Below are 15770 nucleotides of genomic sequence, written 5' to 3' on the forward strand. Positions count from 1 at the left end.
GTTCCGAAATATGCTGTTTAATTTTTTACATTCGCTTTTTATAAGTCAATTTTGCTAAAATTTGCGCCAATTAAATATTCTTCTGGCTACTATTACCTTCGAAAATTAAGGTAATGTTGCCCTAAACTTTTGAAAGAGTAGCAATATGATTAAGTGGATCGTATTAGCGATTTTTGTAATATCTGCATTGTATATCCAACATCGCGGCAAAGTGCGTCACTCGTTTTATCGTCAATTTTTTGACCATTCAACCTTGCTCGCACCGATTAACTTTTTAATGTACATCTTTTCAAAGGTACCGAATCAGCCTTATATCGACACTCAACACTTCAAAGATTTAAAAGTGTTAGATGAAAATTGGGAAATGATTCGAGACGAAGCGAAAGCTTTATATGACCAAGGTGGGATTAAAGCATCGAGTACCTACAATGACTTAGGTTTTAACTCATTCTTTAAAACAGGTTGGAAACGTTTTTACCTCAAGTGGTATGAATCAAGTCATCCTTCAGCTGCTGAGCTTTGCCCAAAAACAACGGCTTTACTCAAAACATTACCAACGATTAAAGCGGCAATGTTTACCGAACTTGCTCCTGATAGCCGTTTGGTTAGACACCGTGACCCGTACGCAGGTTCACTTCGTTATCACTTGGGTTTAATTACACCAAATGATGACCGTTGTTTTATTGATGTAGATGGTGAAAGATACTCTTGGCGTGATGGTCAAAGTGTCGTGTTTGATGAAACTTATATTCACTATGCTGAAAATAAGACTGATCAAAACCGTATTATTTTCTTCGCAGACGTTGAGCGTCCAATGAAAGTGAAATGGATGGAACGTTTCAACCATTGGTTTGGTCGTAATGTGATGACTGCGGCAAGCTCACCGAATGAAACAGGTGACCAAACAGGGGGCTTAAATAAAGCCTTTGGTTATGTTTATCAAATTCGTATTAAAGCTAAAGCTTTAAAAGCTAAAAACCGTAAGTTGTATTACTTCTTGAAATGGTTCCTCATGCTTGGAATTTTCTTCCTGATTTTTGTTCGACCATACGTGTTTTAATGAAAGCGCCCGAAATAAAAATTCTGCGTGATTGAACTAAGCCACACCTTCGAGTGTGGTTTTTTTTTTGTGGAAATTTTCTGAGAGGCCTCTGTGCCACAACATACTTTAATTTTTTGCGCTGATTTAAAGTAATCAACCATTGTGACACAGAGATAAAGAGCTGAGCCAACGCTTAGCCCAGACTACTTTTGTCACACCGCTGCATGGTGCTTAAAAAAGTAGGGGCAAAGTCCCGTGGGAGAACAGGACTTTGCAAACTGACATGTTCTAGGCGCTGCATCATTTTCGGGGAATAAGCTTTTTCAAGTTGCTGGTAAATACAGTCACAACTGGCCTCGCTATGCCCACCTGACAAGCAAATTTTTTCAAACTCCTGCTGAGTATATAAATTGCAACCCGAAATACCCAAGCTACCTAGAACTAAACTAAAAGTTAAAATAGATTTATAAGTTTTCATATTATTCTCATAATGATTTATATCTATGAGTGGAGTAAAAATATAATGGGTTTAAATGGTTAAAATAAATTTTAAGTAATAATTAATCCTCCTAAAAACAGGAAAATAAAATGATTAAAATTTTTAAAATAAAAATAATTTATAGATATAAAAAATAAAGCATAAAACCAAATTTTAAATAAATAAAATAATTAAATTAGAGAGAAAACAAGTTTGAATAATGGCATGGCCAACTCCTTAAAAAATGGAGTCCTACCACCAGATTACCGCGAATTAATTAGGGTGGTAGAACGGAAAGGGGTTGACAGACTGGGATCCATAGAACCAGCACGCACGGGGCGTCCCCCAACCGTCCTACCGCAAAGAAGGGGGACGCAAGGGTCCAGCGAATTATAGCAGAACTATAATCCGTGGTGGATCAACGGTCTGTCAAAACCGACTGGCAATGTAGGCCAGCAACGAGATAATAATAGTTAAAATGAAAAGCGTCAATTATTAAAAGGGATTTTTATTTAAAATAAATGTGATTTATTTTTATTAAATTTTTTCATTTTAAATATTATTTGGGGAAATATTTATAATATTTAAAATTTCTAATTAATCTGAAGTTTTATATAAGTGTTTGGTCGGTTGAAATGAATTTGATTGATTGGTTGTAGCTAAGTATTTTGCTTTTATAAGAGGATATCTTTGCCTCAATATTTATAGAAAGATTAAAGGGCCAGAAAAGGTATTTTTTTATAAAATAAAAACGATAAATTCATTTTGTGACTCATTTCACAGTGCTGGCAATTTGTTACAACTATTAAAAGCCAACGCATAATTTTGATTCTACAATTGCTCCGTTTTTTCGAAGACTGATTAGCGGAAGTAGGTTTCAAAATGGCTCATGCTCATCACGTAGCTCATGCACATGTTCACCATATTAAATTGAGAAAAGAAGAAAGTTCTCAGGGTGACTTAAAAACGAAAGCGATGTTAAACAAAGCTTCTGCTGAGACTAAAAAGCATGGCCGAACGACTTCTAAAAGACATAAAGTAGAAGATCAAAACATTGATCTACATAAGTTCTCAAGCAAACTTGAAAGCATGTCAGCAAAGCACAGCAAAGAGAAATGTGCCAAGAATATCCGTATTGCTCTACAAGCAGCAGGTGCAGATGTATCAAAGCATCCTGTAGCTGCATCTGACTGGGGACATACCTTAGAAAAGAACGGCTATAAGAAAATCAAACCGGCATTTAACCGTCCTCAAGAAGGGGATATCTATATTATTGAACGCACCAGTGGGCATACCTACGGACACATTGCTGGCTATACGGGTAATGGTTGGTTCTCAGATTTTCGTCAAAAAACCTATGCGGTATATAAAGAAAAAGACGTGAAATATAGTTACTATCGCCTCGATTCTTAAGGAAGTACGACACATATTGTCGGGCTAATTCATGATGTGTTTTCAAATTTAGGTTCTGCCACAGTAAAGCACTTGAAAAGTAAGGGTGAAAACATCACATTAGGTATTCAATATTAAGCCATGTATGCCAATAGTGAATCAAAACGCTCGTCCCCATATTGAAAAAATTTTAGCTAACCTGACCCAACTTCCAGGCGTTTATAAGATGCTAGGGAAAGAGGGAGAGTTGTTATATGTGGGTAAAGCTAAAAACCTAAAAAATCGGGTATCGAGTTATTTTGTCAAAACTATTGAGCATCCGAAAACTCAGGCTTTAGTTGCACGAATTTATGATATTGAAACGCTCGTTACGCGTTCAGAAACTGAAGCGCTGCTTTTAGAACAAAACTTAATTAAGCAACATCGTCCGCCTTATAACATTATGCTGCGTGACGATAAGTCATATGTCTATATCTTTGTATCGGCAGATAAGCCTTATCCGCGAATTGCCAGTGGACGTGGCAAAGGTAAGCATCAAATCGGGAAGTTCTTTGGCCCGTATCCAAGCGCTTATAGTGCTCGAGATACCTTACTGGTTTTACAAAAACTTTTTAATGTGCGCCAATGTGAAAATACTTACTTCTCACAGCGCAAGCGTCCATGTTTGCAATATCAAATCAAACGTTGCTCGGCCCCATGTGTAGGCTTAGTCTCACCAGAAGATTACAAAGAAGACGTCAATAACAGTATTCGCTTCTTACAAGGTGATACCAAAGAATTAAACCAAGAACTGATTGCGAAAATGGAGCAGGCAGCGGCAGATCTTGAATTTGAAAAAGCTGTTTTTTATCGAGACCGTTTGTCTTTGCTCCGTGAAGTACAAGCACAGCAAGCTGTTTTCAAAGTGAAAGGTGAGGCGGATATTTTAGCCATTGCCTATCAGGCTGGAGTGACATGTGTGCAGATTATGCATGTGCGTAATGGTCGTATGTTAGGCGGCAAAAGTTATTTCCCTGATATGTTAGGGGATGACCTCGGGCAAATGCTAAGTGACTTTATGGCAAACTTTTACTTTCAGGTTGCCGATGAAGTACCAAGCGAACTGATAGTAAATACTGCTTTACCTGACCGTAAAGAGTTGGAAGAAGCCTTAGCACAGCAGTTTGGTAAGAAAGTTCAAATTAAGAGTAATGTACGAGAAACACGTGCTGAATGGTTAGAACTTGCTGAAATGAATGTTCAGCATGCGATTAAAGGACAGTTGAGTAATCATTTAGAACTTAATGAGCGTTTCCACCAGCTTGAGCAGGTAGTTGGCCGTCCGATCGATCGTATTGAGTGTTTTGATATTAGCCATACCATGGGTGAAGCGCCTATTGCATCGTGTGTGGTGTTTGACCAAGGCGGTGCACGTAAACGGGATTATCGACAATTTGCCATTCAAGATATTACCGCAGGCGATGATTACGCTGCGATGCGACAAGCTTTAACACGTCGTTATAAAAAGGCAATGTTGCCAGATTTACTTTTAATTGATGGTGGTAAAGGCCAGCTCCATATGGCCATGGAAGTTATGCAAGATCTTGGACTTGATGCTTTCATGATTGGTGTTTCAAAAGGTGAGGGACGTAAACCGGGCCTTGAAACGCTTCATTTTACTGATGGCACAAAAATCCAGTTACCTGAAGATAACAAGGCACTACATTTGATTCAACAGGTGCGTGATGAAGCTCACCGTTTTGCCATTACTAAACACCGCGCTAAACGCGACAAACGCCGTAGTACTTCAGTTTTAGAAGCAATTCCGGGCTTAGGACCTAAACGCCGTCGAGATTTATTAACACATTTTGGTGGAATTCAAGGTGTGTTAAAAGCATCTGAAAAAGAACTGACAGTCGTGCCGGGCTTGGGTGAAGTGATGGCAAGAACGATTTATAAAATTTTGCATGAGTAGTCATGTCTTATTTATGTGAGTGACAAAAGCGCTCGTAAATTAATAGCTGAATGATCATTCACATACCATTCAAAATAATGAAAGATATTTCCTTATCACGCGCATGATTTAGGGATAGGAATGTCGTTACTACAACTATTTGAAGATGTAAAACAAAATGAATGGATTGATATACCCGCAGGATGGTTACAGGGCCGCACCGTTTTTGGGGGTCTTGTTGCAGGGTTATTAATGCAAAAAGCATGCGCCCATATTCAAGATTCAAATAAAAGGTTATTAAGTTGTAGTGTTACTTTTGTAGGCCCTGTACAACAAGGTTCTGCCCGATTGACTATTGAAGTTTTAAGAGAAGGAAAGTCAGTCACTACGCTTGAAGCACGGTTATGGCAAGATGATGCAGTACAAACGATTTTGGTTGCAAGTTTTGGCGTGTCTCGTGTGTCGAGTATTGAGGTAAAACAAGAACCCATAGCACCTGCTTATGTACAACCAGAAAATTTAACCGTCATTCCTTTTGCGAAACATATGCCGGAATGCTTTCAGCATTTTGAAGTCTGTTGGGCTGAGGGTAATTATCCGGTAACGGCAAGTGGGCATCCTGACTTTGGTGGTTGGTCAAGGTTCTCACCAGAACAACATGAAAATCGTCAAATGACATTACCTGATTTGATTGTACTTATGGATATTTGGCCGCCGGGTGTATTGCCAATGTTTAAGCAAGTTGCGCCAGCAAGCTCTTTAACATGGCACATTACTTATGTTCATCCAGTTCGGCATCAGTTGTGCGACTGGTTTAAATATAAAGTCACGACTGAATATGCGGCTGAGGGTTATTCCACAGAATATGCATATCTTTGGGATCAAAATGATCATTTAATTGCAATCTTGCGGCAAACTGTTACGGTATTTACCTAAGTAATCTACTTTCTCGATTCACATATTTCGTATAAAGTGGCTGTTACAGATAGATACAATATTGAAGTATGTGTCGTTGTCTGTTAAAAGATGCGTGAAGACTAAATTGGCGGTGTTTATGACCACAGGGCGAATCCTGAATATCCCAAATATCCTAACTTTGGCGCGTATCGCGCTTATTCCTGTATTTTTGGTGATTGCATATTGGCCGCCTGCAATAGGTATTGGTGAGCACGTAGGAAGTATGACACGTCATATTATCTTGACGGCTATTTTCGTGCTGGCTGCCGTAACTGACTGGTTTGATGGCTACTTAGCACGAACTTTGAATCAGACTTCAGCATTTGGCCGATTCTTAGACCCAGTTGCAGACAAACTTATGGTGGCAGCTGCACTTATTGTTTTAGTGCAGTGGAAACCGACAATTGCAATGGCTTTCGCTGCAATTGTTATTATTTCACGGGAAATTACTGTGTCTGCTTTACGTGAGTGGATGGCAGAACTTGGCGCGCGGACCAGTGTAGCCGTATCAACAGTCGGTAAATATAAAACTGCATTTCAAATGATTGCAATTAGCGTATTTCTGTTGAATTGGCAGCCTTTAGAAATGCTGGCTTATGCTTTGTTATATACCGCTGTGATTCTGACCTTATGGTCAATGTTTATTTATTTAAAAGCTGCATGGCCATACCTAAAGCAGCCATAAAATTAAAAAGATGTTCAAAAGCCTTTCCTTGAGAAAGGCTTTTTTATTGGAAAGTGCAAGAATCGGGTCGTCATGGTGTCTTGGCTACTTTAAAGTAAGATTGAGTACTAAGGAGGTGACAGATGCAAATGCTTTCTTCTCGGCAATTTGCTGCGATTGCCACAATTATTGAATATTTATATGAACATCTAGACCAGCAACCAAGCTTAGAAGATGTCGCTACATATATGGATTTAAGTCCAAGTTATATCCAGCGGCAGTTTCAGGAATGGGTAGGCATTAGCCCTAAAAAGTTTGTGCAATATATGAGCTTGCAGCAGGCAAAGTATTATTTAATGCAGCAACGTAGCTTATTAGATACTGCTTTAAATACTGGACTATCGGGTACGGGTCGTTTACATGATTTGTTTATTCAGCTTGAGGGGATGACCCCAGGTGAATACAAGCAGCAAGGTGATGGGGTTGAACTGAATTATTCAGTTGAAACAAGCCCATTTGGTGATTTATTAGTAGTAAGTAGTGAGAAAGGGATTTGTTCTGTTCGCTTTGTTGATAGTCGTGAAAATATTGAAGACATCATTAAACAATACTTTCCGAAAGCTCAACTAAGAAATCACTCTCCGATTTGGCATCAGCAAATTGCACAGTGGTTTAGACAAGATTTTTCAGAACACTTACAGCAGAAATTACCGCTTAATCTTGCAGGAACACCATTTCAGCTTCAAGTGTGGGAAGCATTACTTACTATTCCCGAAGGACAGCTACGTACTTACCAAGATATTGCTGAGCAAATTGGAAAACCTAAAGCAGTCAGAGCAGTCGCTACAGCAATTGGACAAAATCCGATTGCATATTTAATTCCATGTCATCGAGTCATTCGTGCAACAGGAATGGTCGGTGAGTACCATTGGCAAAAAGGACGTAAACTGGCATTGTTAGCTTGGGAGATGGCTAAGCAGCAAGGGGAGATCGCATGACACTAGATTTATTTTCTCCGGAACCTTGTTCAAACTTATTGCCTTATGATGGTGAGGTTCAGGACTATGGGTGTATCTTAACTGCTGAAGAAGCTGAACAATATTTTCATTATTTGTACCACCATTTGGCATGGCGACATGATGAAGCGAAGCTATATGGCAAGCACTTTATAACACCTCGTAAAGTTGCTTGGTATGGAGATGAGCATTATCGATATAAATATTCTGGTGTTTTCCGTGATTCTTTGCCGTGGGACAGAGCACTTGCCAAGCTAAAGCAGCAAGTCGAGCAGATTCTTTCAGAAAAATTTAACTCTTGCTTGGCAAATCTTTATGAAGACGGAACGCAAGGTATGGCTTGGCATAGTGATTCGGATGTGTCTTTAGCTAGAACTACTACAATTGCTTCTTTAAGTTTTGGAGCAACGCGGAAATTCTCTTTTAGACATATTCAAACCAAGGAAAAAGTTGAGATGTGGTTACAACCGGGTCAACTTATTGTGATGCGTGGTGAGACTCAACAATATTGGCAACACCGTTTAAATCGTTCTACAAAGATTTTACAACCGCGTATTAATCTGACATTCCGTCAGTTCAAATTTTCATAAGTTTTATTCTAAAAAATGGGCAAGAAAAAAGCCCATGATGGCAGCATGAGCTTATTCCTCTGAGGGAGAGCCTTCTATTGATGAGCTGCTGATGAAAAGAATCATCAATAGGTGCTAAAATCATAATATGAGAATATTTGGATATTTTCAATGCTTCAAAGTGTAAGAAAACTTTAAATTATCAAAAATATTATTTTAGATCTCGCCTTTTTCGGAAAGTTCCATAAAGCGCTGTTCTATTAATGCAGCATTTTCTTGCAAAATTTCAATGAGTTTTTCAATATTTAAAAAATCAAAGCGATTTTTTGATGCGACTAGTGTTAAAGCTAATGGAACTTCTTTACTTGAAAAACGAACGGGTACAGCAAGCCCTGAAACATTAGGATCAATCTCACCTTGTGAGAAATAGAAGCCTTGTTTCTTTATTTTACGCATACGTTGAATAAAGCTAGGTTCATCCAGAGCAAAACCTGATTCAGACAGCTCATGTTGAAAACGTTGATAATAGTCATGCATGCGCTGTTTACTTAAATGTGACACCATTGTTTTTGGTGATGCTCCAACATAGATCGGACGCGGACAACCTCGGCCATATGAAAGTAGCTCTGTATCTTTAAAAATCTCATGATGAATATCAATGCAGTAGTCATCATTTAAATAGGTGAGTAAACAGCAAAGTTCAGTGCGTTCAACAATGTTACGCATAAACGGCGTACTGATTTGAACTAATGGATCGGTTGTTCTGGATACATAGTCAAGAACTGCTATTTTTGAGCCTAAAGTGTAATCGCCAGAAGTACCATTAATACGTTTTAATAAGTCGGCTGATACGAGTTCTTTCAGATAACGATAGCTGGTCGGTTTAGACAAGCCAAGTTCTTCGCAAATAATATCGACATTAATCACTGGTCGTGAAACTGAAAATAAATCCAGTACGGTTAAAATTTTGCCAAAACTTGAAATTGCCATGATGTCTTATTCGTATCCTTAATAAACGGGTCACACTTGAGTTCTTATAACAGAAAAATTGAAGCTTTGTCTCAATTCCAAGATAACTACCTGATTTAAATATTTTACGCTCAGAATCAGAAAAGTTCTCTTGATTCACACATCATATATGATTAACTGAAAACATATCAAATTATCAAATAAAGATATTTTAGTTGACTAAATTACTTTATTTTGAAAAAATTGTGCAGCAAAATATCTAATCGAGAAATTGGTTTACTCTGCCGACTTTTTCGATGTCTCTCCTTTCCTAAGCTTGGTCGTATAAATAGCGGCCAAACTGAAATCATCTCGGTACATCATGCAGAGGTGTAGGAAAAATCATTGTATTGAAGGATGCTCTCATTAACTCATTTGTCTATAAGGCAAATGACAAAGTCGTGTTGTCTTTTTAAAAGGCAAATGGACACTGATGAGCATGCTCATCAGTTCAAATCTGTATTTGAGATGAGTTCATGTTATTAAAGCAAATACTGGCTTTCCGCCCGAGTAAGCTGGATCTAATTTTTGCAATAAAGACATTTATTGCCGGCATGTTGGCATTATTTGTTTCGTTTGAATTAGACCTGATTAATCCAATGTGGTCGATCGGTACCGTCCTGATTATCGCCAACCCTTATTCGGGTATGGTGTCGTCTAAGTGTGTCTATCGTGTTTTAGGCACGGTGGGTGGTGCCATTGTTGCGTTAACAATAACACCTCACCTGATTAATACGCCGTGGATATTTACGGTTGTGTTGTCACTATGGGTGGGCTTTGCGCTTTATGTATCCTTACTCGACCGGACACCTCGCAGTTATGCATTTATGTTGGCGGGTTATTCAACTGCAATGATTGCGTATAACGCGATTACATATATTGATCAGTACAATATTTTTGATATTGCTTTGGCGCGTGTACTCGAGATTTCAATTGGGGTGATTTCGAGTGCGGTTGTGTCCGCAACTATTTTGCCGATGCATATTGGTTCGGCTATTAAACAGCGTGTAACTAAGACACTCAAAGATACAGAGAACCTATTTGCTAATTTGTTAAATGCAGACCAGCAGCAAAACAATACACAGCTTTTGGCTGCTATTACTCGTGATACCACCGATATTCATGCTTTAGCAGTTCACTTGAGCTATGAAAAAGGTGAGTTGCATGGCATGACCAAACCTTTGCAAGAAATGCTCCATCAAATGTCGATGGTAGTTGCAAACTTAGTTGCTTTGTCCGAGCGAATTAAACAGTTACAAGAACTTAATTTTATTGAAAGTCATTCAGACAAATTAAAGCAGCTTTCAGGTCACGTGATTCATTTTCTTGAACAAAAAGACCAGATGACTGATGAAAATGTTTTGCAGTTACCTGACGAGTTTGAAAATGATTTTTTGAACTTAAATGACTCGGCTTCAGAACATCAACAAGTGCTATTGGCTGCCATGAAAATGGATGTCCGCCACTTTATTAGTAATGTTCTAGCTGTAAAAGTTTTATGGCAACGCATCAAGCAAGGTAATAAAGAGATTCCAGATAACATTACCCCAATGACGACTAAATATCCAAGTTTGCACCGAGATCATGGTGTAGCAGTCAGAGGCGGTATTAGTGCGGTACTCATTACATTTATTGTGACAGGTGTGTGGATTCTCTCTGGCTGGAAAGCTGGATTTATGATGGCACAGATTGGTGCAGTAACTGCTTGTATTTTAACGGCCTTAGATAACCCTGTTCCTGTCTTGCGTATTTTTATATGGGGCAGTGTGGCTTCGGCTGTTTTAGTGTTTATTTATGCTTTTGGTGTTTTTCCTCATGTCACTACATTTTGGGAACTTGGACTCGTTTTGTTGCCGATGTTCTTATTTGCGGTTTCTATGATGGCGAATCAAGCACTCATGCCAGTGGGAATGGTGCTGGGTATTAACACCATGATGGGTCTGAACTTGCACAATGCTTATAGCATGGATGCAGTGTCTTACCTAGACAGCTCATTTGGTATGGTTATGGGCGTATTGGTGTCTCTCATTGTGATAGATGTGGTACGAGCGATGTCACCCGATACCAGTGCAAACCGTATTTTAGCTTTACATTATCGCGCGATGCGTCAAGCGATTTATATACCTTATGGCATTGAATTCAAAGTACATTTACGGGCGATGTTAGACCGTGTTGGTGTTTTAAATACCAAAATGGTTCAGTCAGAAGAGATTAAAAAATCGATTCATCAAGCATTGGTTGAATCAAGTGCGATTGTCGATTTAAGCCGACTTCAAGAGTTAGCAAATCAATTTCAGCCATCTTCAGAACTAGCTCATCACATTGGCCGTTTGCAACAAGATTTAGATGAGCTGTTTAGAGCCAAAGAAAATGAAAAAGATGAAAGTGATGTATTGGTACAGCACATTCATCAGACCTTGTTTGAACTTAAACAACTTGCTTCACATATTGAAGATATGACTTTGCGTCAAAGATTATTTATTTCGCTAAATAATATTGCTTATAGCATGTGTCATGTTTCATCAAACCAAATGAATGCAGATCGTACGCTTACAGGAGCCACAGCGCATGGGTGAGTTTAATGTCTACGGTATTTACCTGCCTGCTTTGCTCGTCCAAGCCTTATTTGCATATATATGTTTCCGCTTGTTAAGTCCTTTAACTAACAAATGGATTGCACAAGGCTGGATTGCACTACCCAGCATTTTCAATTTGTGTTTTTACCTTTTACTACTTTTGGTGATACACCAAATTTTTGTTGGGTTAGGTGCTTAAAGATGATTGCCAGATTAAAGATTGAGTTAGGTGAGTAAAATGAATCAATTGGAGTTGAAAAAAGTCATCCGTCCAGTGATTTTGATTGTCGCATTAATGATTGCGGTCTATACCATTGTGCATTTATGGAACTACTATAATGCAGCGCCGTGGACACGTGATGGCCGAGTTCGTGGTGACGTTATTCAAGTCTCCTCAGATGTAGCAGGACTTGTAACGGAAGTATTGGTTCAAGATAACCAGACTGTCAAAAAAGGTCAGGTGCTTTTTAAAATTGATGTCTCTCGCCGAGCTTTAGATGTAGAGCAAGCAAAGTCTGATTTGGCAAAAGCAAAAGCGGCATATGCTCAGGCACAAGCAGGTTTAGCACAAGCCAAAGCAAACTTGATTAAGTCGAGCACTAACATTAAGTTAGCCGAGAAAAACGCAAACCGTTATTCAAACTTAATGGATGGCGCGATTTCTAAACAAGAACAAGATCAGGTCTTTGCAACTCGCGATCAATCACATGCGGAACATGAGCAACTCCAAGCAGCTATTCAACAAGCTGAAGCCACTATTAAACAGCAACAAGCATTGGTTGAAGCAGCAACAAGTAACTTACATTTAGCAGAACTCAATATGCACCGTGCCGCTGTTGTTGCACCGGCAGATGGAACACTCTCTAACTTTGATTTGCGTCCGGGTAATTATGTCCAAGTTGGTCAAGCGGTTGCAGCATTGCTAGATCGTAAACAACTTTATGTGGTGGGATATTTTGAAGAAACAAAATTAGACCGCATTCATATTGGCGATCAAGCAAGTGTGCAATTAATGGGTGACAGTCAGAAAATTAAAGGCCATGTGCAAGGTATTGCATCGGGTATTGAAGATCGTGAGCGTTCAAGTAGTTCTAAATTGCTTGCAAACGTAAACCCGACGTTTAGCTGGGTTCGTTTAGCACAGCGTGTACCTGTAAAAATTGTGTTAGATGAAGCACCAAAAAACGAGCTGGCTTTTGTTTCTGGTCGTACTGCTACAGTACATATTATTGAAAAATAAAAAATTGAAGTTTTTAAACCCAATAAAAAAGCATGTGTAAAACATGCTTTTTTATTTTTTATGGTGTTAAACCAACTGGATTGCGATACCAGCTTTGAATCAGCAAAGCTGCGGCAAAACTATCTGCTGATAATTTCTTTGCACGGCCTTGTTCTTGATAAAAACCAAGTTCTTCTCTTGCTTCACGGGTGGTGAGTCGTTCATCTACCATCCATGTTTCAATATTGGTTTGATGGCGTAAACGGCGTGCAAACTTACGTGCACGTGTAGAAAGCTCTGATTCGCTATCATCCATATTTAATGGAAGACCGACAATAAACAAATCAGGTTGCCATTCTTTGACAATTTTTAAAAGTTGGTCCCAGTTGGGAATCCCATCTTTCATCACAAATAATGGCAATGGATTAGCACTTTCAATTGCAGATTGGCCGATCGCCATTCCCATTTTTTGAGTACCAAAGTCAAAAGCCATAATTGATTTTGATTGTGTTGCAGTCATTAAGCATGTCCGATTTCAGAAGCCAGCCATGTACGATCTACACCAATTTTTTTATAGGCTGCATCCCAACGGTCATCGTACGGCAAGTTAAAAATCAGATCCATGTCGGCATCACAGATGAGCCAGTCACCACGAGCAATTTCATCTTCTAGCTGGTTTTTACCCCAACTCGCATAACCGAGGGCGATTTGGTAGCGACCAACACCTTCGTTATGTGCAATTGCATCGAGAATATCTTTACTGGTGGTAATACAGACATTTTCACCGACAGCAATAGAGGAGTGCCATGTTGGTTGACCAGTATGAAGGACAAAGCCTGCTTCAGGGCGTAAAGGTCCACCTTGTAAAACCTCATGCGGATTTACATTGTCTGCATCAATGTCTAAATCATTGAGTAGTTCTTTAATTTGGATACCAGCAGGGCGATTGATAATAATACCTTGAGCACCTTCTTCGTCATGGCGGGCAAGATAAATTACAGTATTTGCAAAAAAGTCATCTGCCATTTCTGGCGGGGCAATCAGACAACGGTGAGTCATGTATTGTTTGGTCACCTAAGCGGTTCTCCCTCAAAAAATGTCGCTATAGGGTCTCTCGACCCTTTTTATGTATATAGGTTCTTTTTATCAACATACAAGAGTTAATCGGATTTCGCCAATCTTTTTCTCTCATTTTCTTTATTAATTTGAAGAAGCCTGAAATTTAAGTTGGCGTAATTGTTTAGCATGCTGCAAGGTCGTTTCATTAATTTCAACTCCACCTGACATACGTGCTAGTTCAGAAATAATCTGATTTTCATCGAGTTGTACGATGGTGCTGCTTGCCGGATCTGTTTGCTGTTTTTTAACTAACAAATGTTGATCAGATTGTGCAGCGACCTGCGCTTGGTGAGTAATACATAGCAGTTGGACATGCTGAGCCAAATCGGCAAGTAATCGTCCAACCACTTCGGCCGTGCCGCCACTAATCCCGACATCAATCTCGTCAAATACCAAAACTTCTGCTTCGGTCTTTTCAGCATTCATCACTTGCATGACGAGTGCAATACGTGAAAGCTCACCACCTGATGCCACACGCGCCAATGGTTGTGGTGGTATGCCTTTGTTGGCAGTAAATAAAAGTTGAATAAAGCTTAAGCCTTCTGCACTTGGTTGCTCTAATGGCTCAAATTTAAACTCAAAGTGTGCTTCAGGTAGTGCCAAAGGCTTAACCTGCTCGGTTAATTGTTTTGCAAGTGGAGTAGCAGCTTCACGACGAATATTGTCTAAATGCTGGGCTTTTTCTAAGAACTCTTGATGTGACTTTTCTACTTGTTCTGCCAGAGTCTCTGGGTCTTCAAGTTGATGTAACTGTTCAAGCTCATTTTGCCATGTTTCGTACTCTTCTTTCAGCGTCTCTGGCTGAGTACGGTATTTACGTGCCAGACGATGGAAAACTTCCAATTTGGAATTCAGTTCTTCCATCCGTTCAGGGTCAAAGCTCTGACGGTCAATAAACTGACGTAAATTTGATGTTGCATCATCAATTTCACTTTGAGCATTAAGTAAAGAATTATAAATTTCAGAAAGCTGTTCACTACGTCCAGCATGAGACTCTAGACGGCGAATGATTGATGACATTTCTTGAGTAATGTTTTGTTCAGCTTCATCAAGCGCATTCAAGCTATAGCTACAATCTTGCATGATATGTTCATGATGACTGAGACGATCAAACTCTTGCTCGATTTCTTTGTAATCGGTCTGAATGACTTCCTCAAGTTCTTCGATTTGCAGCTCTAAGGTCGCAATACGTTGTAGACGAGTTGCTTGAGCATCTAAGGCTGCTTGGTGTAAACGAATCGTGCGTTGCCATGTGCTATAAGCTTCGCGGACATCATTCGCTTCAGCATAAAAATTGTTATACCGGTCTAACCAATGCTTTGGATAAGGTGGTTCAAGAAGCTGTTGCTGGCTGTGCTGGCTATATAATTGAACCAATAGGCGCCCCAATTCTTTAAGCTCAGAGAGGCTACTTGGGCGGCCATTCACCCATGCTTTACTACGACCAGTTGCGAAAATAACCCGACGTAAATGAATTTCCCCAGAATCATCATCTAGTTCATGGTCCTGTAACCATTTTGCCTCAGGGCTATTGTTCTGATAAGTAAAAACTGCGGTTACATCCGCTTTGTCCGAACCATAGCGGACATAATTTGTATCTGTACGTTCCCCTAAGCAGGCAGAGAGTGCATCCAGTAATAATGATTTTCCGGCACCTGTCTCACCTGTTAGAACATTAAATCCTTGTTCTATATCGATAGCTAAATGATCAGCTAATGCAAAATTGATTAAAGTTAAATGTGTGAGCATAAACGCATCCAACGCGCCAAATTATGGGTTAAAGATAGAGAAGTTTTG

15 protein-coding genes are annotated in these 15770 nt (G+C 39.4%); 10 read left to right on the top strand and 5 right to left on the bottom strand.

Annotated elements, in window-relative coordinates; genetic code table 11:
- Positions 1–145: 145 nt before the first annotated feature.
- Positions 146–1060 (top strand): lipid A hydroxylase LpxO, encoded by a 915-nt coding sequence (gene lpxO / locus ABLC00_RS01715; protein WP_004699120.1) that lies wholly within the window; start codon positions 146–148, stop codon positions 1058–1060.
- A gap of 175 nt (positions 1061–1235) precedes the next feature.
- Here the strand turns inward: lpxO and ABLC00_RS01720 are convergent, their stop codons facing one another.
- Positions 1236–1520, bottom strand: coding sequence for a hypothetical protein (locus ABLC00_RS01720; RefSeq protein WP_033846380.1), 285 nt, complete (start codon positions 1518–1520; stop codon positions 1236–1238).
- Between the two features lie 882 nt (positions 1521–2402).
- Here ABLC00_RS01720 and ABLC00_RS01725 point away from each other — a divergent pair.
- From ABLC00_RS01725 to ABLC00_RS01750, 6 genes are all read left to right on the top strand, one after another.
- Positions 2403–2933, top strand: coding sequence for a CHAP domain-containing protein (locus ABLC00_RS01725; protein ID WP_002157041.1), 531 nt, complete (start codon positions 2403–2405; stop codon positions 2931–2933).
- Positions 2934–3066: 133 nt separating this feature from the next.
- On the top strand, positions 3067–4866 hold the full coding sequence (gene uvrC / locus ABLC00_RS01730; protein WP_031944813.1) for an excinuclease ABC subunit UvrC: 1800 nt from the start codon (positions 3067–3069) through the stop codon (positions 4864–4866).
- A gap of 120 nt (positions 4867–4986) precedes the next feature.
- Positions 4987–5781 (top strand): thioesterase family protein, encoded by a 795-nt coding sequence (locus tag ABLC00_RS01735; RefSeq protein WP_033846381.1) that lies wholly within the window; start codon positions 4987–4989, stop codon positions 5779–5781.
- Positions 5782–5899: 118 nt separating this feature from the next.
- The gene (gene pgsA, locus ABLC00_RS01740) at positions 5900–6487 is read left to right on the top strand and encodes a CDP-diacylglycerol--glycerol-3-phosphate 3-phosphatidyltransferase (protein WP_002156973.1); all 588 of its coding nucleotides are present in this window, start codon (positions 5900–5902) and stop codon (positions 6485–6487) included.
- Positions 6488–6609: 122 nt separating this feature from the next.
- The gene (locus ABLC00_RS01745) at positions 6610–7464 is read left to right on the top strand and encodes a methylated-DNA--[protein]-cysteine S-methyltransferase (protein ID WP_033846382.1); all 855 of its coding nucleotides are present in this window, start codon (positions 6610–6612) and stop codon (positions 7462–7464) included.
- Positions 7461–8072 (top strand): alpha-ketoglutarate-dependent dioxygenase AlkB, encoded by a 612-nt coding sequence (locus ABLC00_RS01750; RefSeq protein ID WP_033846383.1) that lies wholly within the window; start codon positions 7461–7463, stop codon positions 8070–8072. Before ABLC00_RS01745 ends, ABLC00_RS01750 begins: the two co-directional genes overlap by 4 nt.
- Before the next feature lie 195 nt (positions 8073–8267).
- Here the strand turns inward: ABLC00_RS01750 and ABLC00_RS01755 are convergent, their stop codons facing one another.
- A complete protein-coding gene (locus ABLC00_RS01755; RefSeq protein WP_004883565.1) occupies positions 8268–9041 on the bottom strand; it encodes an IclR family transcriptional regulator in 774 nt (257 codons plus the stop codon).
- A 494-nt stretch (positions 9042–9535) separates the two neighbouring features.
- Here ABLC00_RS01755 and ABLC00_RS01760 point away from each other — a divergent pair, with 494 nt between their 5' ends.
- The 3 genes from ABLC00_RS01760 to ABLC00_RS01770 are packed head-to-tail and all read left to right on the top strand — an operon-like array spanning position 9536 to position 12875.
- Positions 9536–11635, top strand: coding sequence for an FUSC family protein (locus ABLC00_RS01760; RefSeq protein ID WP_006580946.1), 2100 nt, complete (start codon positions 9536–9538; stop codon positions 11633–11635).
- Positions 11628–11834, top strand: a complete 207-nt coding sequence (locus tag ABLC00_RS01765; protein WP_002157017.1) for a DUF1656 domain-containing protein — start codon at positions 11628–11630, stop codon at positions 11832–11834. The genes ABLC00_RS01760 and ABLC00_RS01765 overlap by 8 nt, the downstream gene beginning before the upstream one ends.
- 39 nt (positions 11835–11873) lie before the next feature.
- Positions 11874–12875: an HlyD family secretion protein gene (locus ABLC00_RS01770; protein WP_002156989.1), complete on the top strand. Its 1002-nt coding sequence runs from the start codon at positions 11874–11876 to the stop codon at positions 12873–12875.
- A gap of 58 nt (positions 12876–12933) precedes the next feature.
- Here ABLC00_RS01770 and ruvX read toward each other — a convergent pair whose 3' ends face one another.
- The 3 genes from ruvX to recN all read right to left on the bottom strand — a co-directional run bounded on the left by ruvX (position 12934) and on the right by recN (position 15722).
- On the bottom strand, positions 12934–13374 hold the full coding sequence (gene ruvX, locus ABLC00_RS01775) for a Holliday junction resolvase RuvX (RefSeq protein WP_000127528.1): 441 nt from the start codon (positions 13372–13374) through the stop codon (positions 12934–12936).
- Positions 13374–13928, bottom strand: coding sequence for a YqgE/AlgH family protein (locus tag ABLC00_RS01780; protein WP_001979301.1), 555 nt, complete (start codon positions 13926–13928; stop codon positions 13374–13376). Before ABLC00_RS01780 ends, ruvX begins: the two co-directional genes overlap by 1 nt.
- A 126-nt stretch (positions 13929–14054) precedes the next feature.
- On the bottom strand, positions 14055–15722 hold the full coding sequence (gene recN / locus ABLC00_RS01785) for a DNA repair protein RecN (RefSeq protein WP_031952272.1): 1668 nt from the start codon (positions 15720–15722) through the stop codon (positions 14055–14057).
- Between the last annotated feature and the right edge of the window lie 48 nt (positions 15723–15770).

It is taken from the genome of Acinetobacter nosocomialis, assembly GCF_041021905.1.
GTDB lineage: Bacteria > Pseudomonadota > Gammaproteobacteria > Pseudomonadales > Moraxellaceae > Acinetobacter > Acinetobacter nosocomialis.

Bases quoted from the DNA above. Each gene is read 5' to 3' on its own strand.
- ABLC00_RS01745 (WP_033846382.1), top strand. From the start codon at position 6,610: ATGCAAATGCTTTCTTCTCGGCAATTTGCTGCGATTGCCACAATTATT.
- ABLC00_RS01725 (WP_002157041.1), top strand. From the start codon at position 2,403: ATGGCTCATGCTCATCACGTAGCTCATGCACATGTTCACCATATTAAA.
- ABLC00_RS01755 (WP_004883565.1), bottom strand. From the start codon at position 9,041: ATGGCAATTTCAAGTTTTGGCAAAATTTTAACCGTACTGGATTTATTT.
- lpxO (WP_004699120.1), top strand. From the start codon at position 146: ATGATTAAGTGGATCGTATTAGCGATTTTTGTAATATCTGCATTGTAT.
- ruvX (WP_000127528.1), bottom strand. From the start codon at position 13,374: ATGACTGCAACACAATCAAAATCAATTATGGCTTTTGACTTTGGTACT.
- ABLC00_RS01750 (WP_033846383.1), top strand. From the start codon at position 7,461: ATGACACTAGATTTATTTTCTCCGGAACCTTGTTCAAACTTATTGCCT.
- ABLC00_RS01720 (WP_033846380.1), bottom strand. From the start codon at position 1,520: ATGAAAACTTATAAATCTATTTTAACTTTTAGTTTAGTTCTAGGTAGC.
- ABLC00_RS01735 (WP_033846381.1), top strand. From the start codon at position 4,987: ATGTCGTTACTACAACTATTTGAAGATGTAAAACAAAATGAATGGATT.
- ABLC00_RS01765 (WP_002157017.1), top strand. From the start codon at position 11,628: ATGGGTGAGTTTAATGTCTACGGTATTTACCTGCCTGCTTTGCTCGTC.
- recN (WP_031952272.1), bottom strand. From the start codon at position 15,722: ATGCTCACACATTTAACTTTAATCAATTTTGCATTAGCTGATCATTTA.
- ABLC00_RS01770 (WP_002156989.1), top strand. From the start codon at position 11,874: ATGAATCAATTGGAGTTGAAAAAAGTCATCCGTCCAGTGATTTTGATT.
- pgsA (WP_002156973.1), top strand. From the start codon at position 5,900: ATGACCACAGGGCGAATCCTGAATATCCCAAATATCCTAACTTTGGCG.
- ABLC00_RS01760 (WP_006580946.1), top strand. From the start codon at position 9,536: ATGTTATTAAAGCAAATACTGGCTTTCCGCCCGAGTAAGCTGGATCTA.